The organism is Blastococcus sp. CT_GayMR19 (assembly GCF_004570385.1).
GTDB lineage: Bacteria > Actinomycetota > Actinomycetes > Mycobacteriales > Geodermatophilaceae > Blastococcus_B.
In genome coordinates, this window is sequence record NZ_SPQL01000034.1 from 1 (window position 1) to 5,465 (window position 5,465).

The 5,465-nt window shown below is 59.7% G+C and carries 3 rRNA genes; all 3 read left to right on the forward strand.

Annotation, left to right across the window (positions count from 1 at the left end):
• The first annotated feature begins 44 nt into the window (after nucleotides 1-44).
• The 3 genes from E4P39_RS22005 (at nucleotide 45) to rrf (ending at nucleotide 5,458) form a co-directional block, all read left to right on the forward strand.
• Nucleotides 45-1,565 (forward strand): 16S ribosomal RNA (locus tag E4P39_RS22005).
• A 479-nt stretch (nucleotides 1,566-2,044) separates the two neighbouring features.
• Nucleotides 2,045-5,175: ribosomal RNA gene (locus E4P39_RS22010) — 23S ribosomal RNA — on the forward strand.
• Between the two features lie 166 nt (nucleotides 5,176-5,341).
• Nucleotides 5,342-5,458 (forward strand): 5S ribosomal RNA (gene rrf / locus E4P39_RS22015).
• Together the 16S, 23S and 5S rRNA genes form the textbook arrangement of a ribosomal RNA operon.
• Nucleotides 5,459-5,465 lie beyond the last annotated feature (7 nt).

Genomic DNA, 5,465 nt, shown 5'->3' on the forward strand with positions numbered 1-5,465 from the left:
ATCGAGAGCGTCCAGTTCTCGGTTCTCGGCCTGTGATCGAATCATCTACGGAGAGTTTGATCCTGGCTCAGGACGAACGCTGGCGGCGTGCTTAACACATGCAAGTCGAGCGAGCCCCTTCCTTCGGGTGGGTGTGCTAGCGGCGAACGGGTGAGTAACACGTGGGCAACCTGCCCTCAGCTCTGGGATAACTCCAAGAAATTGGGGCTAATACCGGATATGACTGCTGACCGCATGGTCTGGTGGTGGAAAGATTTATCGGCTGGGGATGGGCCCGCGGCCTATCAGCTTGTTGGTGGGGTAGTGGCCTACCAAGGCGACGACGGGTAGCCGGCCTGAGAGGGTGACCGGCCACACTGGGACTGAGACACGGCCCAGACTCCTACGGGAGGCAGCAGTGGGGAATATTGCGCAATGGGCGGAAGCCTGACGCAGCGACGCCGCGTGGGGGATGACGGCCTTCGGGTTGTAAACCTCTTTCAGCAGGGACGAAGCGAGAGTGACGGTACCTGCAGAAGAAGCACCGGCCAACTACGTGCCAGCAGCCGCGGTAATACGTAGGGTGCAAGCGTTGTCCGGAATTATTGGGCGTAAAGAGCTCGTAGGCGGTTTGTTGCGTCGGCTGTGAAATCCCGAGGCTCAACCTCGGGTCTGCAGTCGATACGAGCAAACTAGAGTGTTGCAGGGGAGACTGGAATTCCTGGTGTAGCGGTGAAATGCGCAGATATCAGGAGGAACACCGGTGGCGAAGGCGGGTCTCTGGGCAACAACTGACGCTGAGGAGCGAAAGCGTGGGGAGCGAACAGGATTAGATACCCTGGTAGTCCACGCCGTAAACGTTGGGCGCTAGGTGTGGGGCTCATTCCACGAGTTCCGTGCCGCAGCTAACGCATTAAGCGCCCCGCCTGGGGAGTACGGCCGCAAGGCTAAAACTCAAAGGAATTGACGGGGGCCCGCACAAGCGGCGGAGCATGTTGCTTAATTCGATGCAACGCGAAGAACCTTACCTAGGCTTGACATGCACGGAAATCCTCCAGAGATGGGGGGTCCGCAAGGGTCGTGCACAGGTGGTGCATGGTTGTCGTCAGCTCGTGTCGTGAGATGTTGGGTTAAGTCCCGCAACGAGCGCAACCCTCGTTCTATGTTGCCAGCACGTGATGGTGGGGACTCATAGGAGACTGCCGGGGTCAACTCGGAGGAAGGTGGGGATGACGTCAAATCATCATGCCCCTTATGTCTAGGGCTGCAAACATGCTACAATGGCCGGTACAAAGGGCTGCGATACCGCGAGGTGGAGCGAATCCCAAAAAGCCGGTCTCAGTTCGGATTGGGGTCTGCAACTCGACCCCATGAAGTTGGAGTCGCTAGTAATCGCAGATCAGCAACGCTGCGGTGAATACGTTCCCGGGCCTTGTACACACCGCCCGTCACGTCACGAAAGTCGGTAACGCCCGAAGCCGGTGGCCCAACCCTTGTGGAGGGAGCCGTCGAAGGCGGGATCGGCGATTGGGACGAAGTCGTAACAAGGTAGCCGTACCGGAAGGTGCGGCTGGATCACCTCCTTTCTAAGGAGCACTGGCCGCACCCCTCGTTGGGTGTGGTTCAGAGCCGTGCTCGGGCTCCGACGGTTCCTCGATCTCGAGGGGCCGCGGGTGTTGGAGGCGGAGCTCAAGGGTGGAACGCTGACCAGTTCGGCCGGCAGCTGCGGCTGCCCCCAGTACGGCCTGGTGTCTCTTCGGAGGTGCGGGGTGTGGAACGGGGTGGGTGCGGGTGGACCGGTTGTAGGCACGCTGTTGGGTCCTGAGGGAGTGGACCGGCCCGGGGAACCGGGTGGTCGTACCTCGTGTCAGGGCTCTCCTGTTCTCGTACCGCCGTGTCTCCTGGGGGAGTGCGCGGGTCCGGCGGGGGCGGATGGGGGGTGTCTGGTCGTACGTTGAGAACTGCACAGTGGACGCGAGCATCTTCTGACTCTGTAACAGGAGTTTGTGTAGGTAGTGCCCGCTCGCCGATGTCCTTCCGGGCGTGGGTGGGTGGGTTTTTGTGTGGCCAAGTTGTTAAGGGCACACGGTGGATGCCTTGGCACCAGGAGCCGATGAAGGACGTAGGAGGCTGCGATAAGCCTCGGGGAGCTGTCAACCGAGCGTTGATCCGAGGATTTCCGAATGGGGGAACCCCGCACCAGTCATGTGGTGTGACCCGCGCCTGAACACATAGGGCGTGTGGAGGGAACGTGGGGAAGTGAAACATCTCAGTACCCACAGGAAGAGAAAACAACCGTGATTCCGTGAGTAGTGGCGAGCGAAAGCGGAGAAGGCTAAACCGATCGCATGTGATAGCCGGCAGGCGTTGTGTGGTCGGGGTCGTGGGACGACTCAGCTGGTTCTGCCGAACCGGCGGGGAGTAAGAAAGCAGCGTCGTTAGTGGAAGGCCTCTGGAAGGGGTCGCCGTAGAGGGTGAGAGCCCCGTACACGAAAACGTGTTGCCTCCCGAGTTGTATCCCAAGTAGCACCGAGCCCGTGAAATTCGGTGTGAATCTGGCGGGACCACCCGCTAAGCCTGAATACTCCCTGGTGACCGATAGCGGACAAGTACCGTGAGGGAAAGGTGAAAAGTACCCCGGGAGGGGAGTGAAATAGTACCTGAAACCGTGTGCCTACAAGCCGTGAGAGCCTTAGCCTTTCGGGGCGGGGTGATTGCGTGCCTTTTGAAGAATGAGCCTGCGAGTTAGTGGTACGTGGCGAGGTTAACCCGTGGGGGGTAGCCGTAGCGAAAGCGAGTCCGAACAGGGCGATCTGTAGTCGCGTGCTCTAGACCCGAAGCCGAGTGATCTACCCATGGCCAGGTTGAAGCGCGGGTAAGACCGCGTGGAGGACCGAACCCACCAGGGTTGAAAACCTGGGGGATGAGCTGTGGGTAGGGGTGAAAGGCCAATCAAACTCGGTGATAGCTGGTTCTCCCCGAAATGCATTTAGGTGCAGCGTCACGTGTTTCTTGCCGGAGGTAGAGCACTGGATGGCTGAGGGGCCCCACAAGGTTACTGACGTCAACCAAACTCCGAATGCCGGTAAGTGAGAGCGTGGCAGTGAGACTGCGGGCGATAAGGTTCGTAGTCGAGAGGGAAACAGCCCAGATCATCGGCTAAGGCCCCTAAGCGTGTGCTAAGTGGAAAAGGATGTGGAGTCGCAGAGACAACCAGGAGGTTGGCTTAGAAGCAGCCACCCTTGAAAGAGTGCGTAATAGCTCACTGGTCAAGTGATTCCGCGCCGACAATGTAGCGGGGCTCAAGCACACCGCCGAAGCCGTGGCATTCATGCGTAGCCCGTCGCCGGCCTCGAGCCGGCGGCCAGGTGTGTGGATGGGTAGGGGAGCGTCGTGTGGCGGTGGAAGCGGCGGAGTGATCCAGCCGTGGACGCCACGCGAGTGAGAATGCAGGCATGAGTAGCGAGAGGGGAGTGAGAACCTCCCCCGCCGGAAGACCAAGGGTTCCTGGGCCAGGCTAATCCGCCCAGGGTGAGTCGGGACCTAAGGCGAGGCCGACAGGCGTAGTCGATGGACAACGGGTTGATATTCCCGTACCCGCGAAGGAACGCCCATGCTGAACCCAGCGATGCTGACCGCCCGAACACCGTGCCTGATCCCTTCGGGGTGAGGGTGCGGGACTAGCGCGGGACCCGGACTGGTAGTAGGCAAGCGATGGGGTGACGCAGGAAGGTAGTCCTACCGGTGAATGGTAGTACCGGGGCAAGGGTGTGGCCCGTCCGATAGGTAAATCCGTCGGACATCTGAGGGTGAGGCCTGACGCATAGCCGAATGGGGCGAATTGGATGATCCTATGCTGCCGAGAAAAGCCTCTAGCGAGTTCCGAGCGGCCCGTACCCCAAACCAACTCAGGTGGTCAGGTAGAGAATACCGAGGCGATCGAGCGAACTGTGGTTAAGGAACTCGGCAAAATGCCCCCGTAACTTCGGGAGAAGGGGGGCCGTTTCCCGTCAACACCCATGCGGTGGGCAGCGGGGGGCGGTCGCAGAGACCAGTGAGAAGCGACTGTTTACTAAAAACACAGGTCCGTGCGAAGTCGTAAGACGATGTATACGGACTGACGCCTGCCCGGTGCTGGAACGTTAAGGGGACGGGTTAATCCTTCGGGGTGAAGCTCAGAACTCAAGCGCCAGTAAACGGCGGTGGTAACTATAACCATCCTAAGGTAGCGAAATTCCTTGTCGGGTAAGTTCCGACCTGCACGAATGGCGTAACGACTTCTCAGCTGTCTCAACCACAGGCTCGGCGAAATTGCACTACGAGTAAAGATGCTCGTTACGCGCGGCAGGACGGAAAGACCCCGGGACCTTTACTATAGCTTGATATTGGTGTTCGGTTCGGCTTGTGTAGGATAGGTGGGAGACTGCGAAGCGGGCACGCCAGTGTCCGTGGAGTCGCCGTTGAAATACCACTCTGGTCGAATTGGATGTCTAACCTCGGTCCGTGATCCGGATCAGGGACAGTGTCAGGTGGGTAGTTTAACTGGGGCGGTTGCCTCCCAAAATGTAACGGAGGCGCCCAAAGGTTCCCTCAGCCTGGTTGGCAATCAGGTGTCGAGTGCAAGTGCACAAGGGAGCTTGACTGCGAGACCGACGGGTCGAGCAGGAGCGAAAGCTGGGACTAGTGACCCGGCACCGGCATGTGGAAGCGGTGTCGCTCAACGGATAAAAGGTACCCCGGGGATAACAGGCTGATCTTCCCCAAGAGTCCATATCGACGGGATGGTTTGGCACCTCGATGTCGGCTCGTCGCATCCTGGGGCTGGAGTAGGTCCCAAGGGTTGGGCTGTTCGCCCATTAAAGCGGTACGCGAGCTGGGTTTAGAACGTCGTGAGACAGTTCGGTCCCTATCCGCCGTGCGCGTAAGAGACTTGAGAAGAGCTGTCCCTAGTACGAGAGGACCGGGACGGACGAACCTCTGGTGTGCCAGTTGTACCGCCAGGTGCACTGCTGGTTAGCTACGTTCGGCAGGGATAACCGCTGAAAGCATCTAAGCGGGAAGCTCGCTTCAAGATGAGGTCTCTCACCGGGTCAACCGGGTAAGGCCCCCGCCCAGACCAGCGGGTTGATAGGCCGGAAGTGGAAGCACCGCAAGGTGTGCAGCTGACCGGTACTAACAGGCCGAGGGCTTGACCACACACCACTCACACGAACAGTTGCCTGTTGCGGGTGTCAGGCCAAAAGAATGTTTTCGCGTCCACTGTGCGGTTCTGAACGCACGACCACTCCGGTCCCCCGACCGGAGGTGTCGGCAACGCAGGCCCCGGTTCCCCACCGGGGGTGCGTTGACATGTTCACAGAGTTACGGCGGTCATGGCGAGAGGGAAACGCCCGGTCCCATTCCGAACCCGGAAGCTAAGCCTCTCAGCGCCGATGGTACTGCCCTGGAGACGGGGTGGGAGAGTAGGACACCGCCGGACAACCATT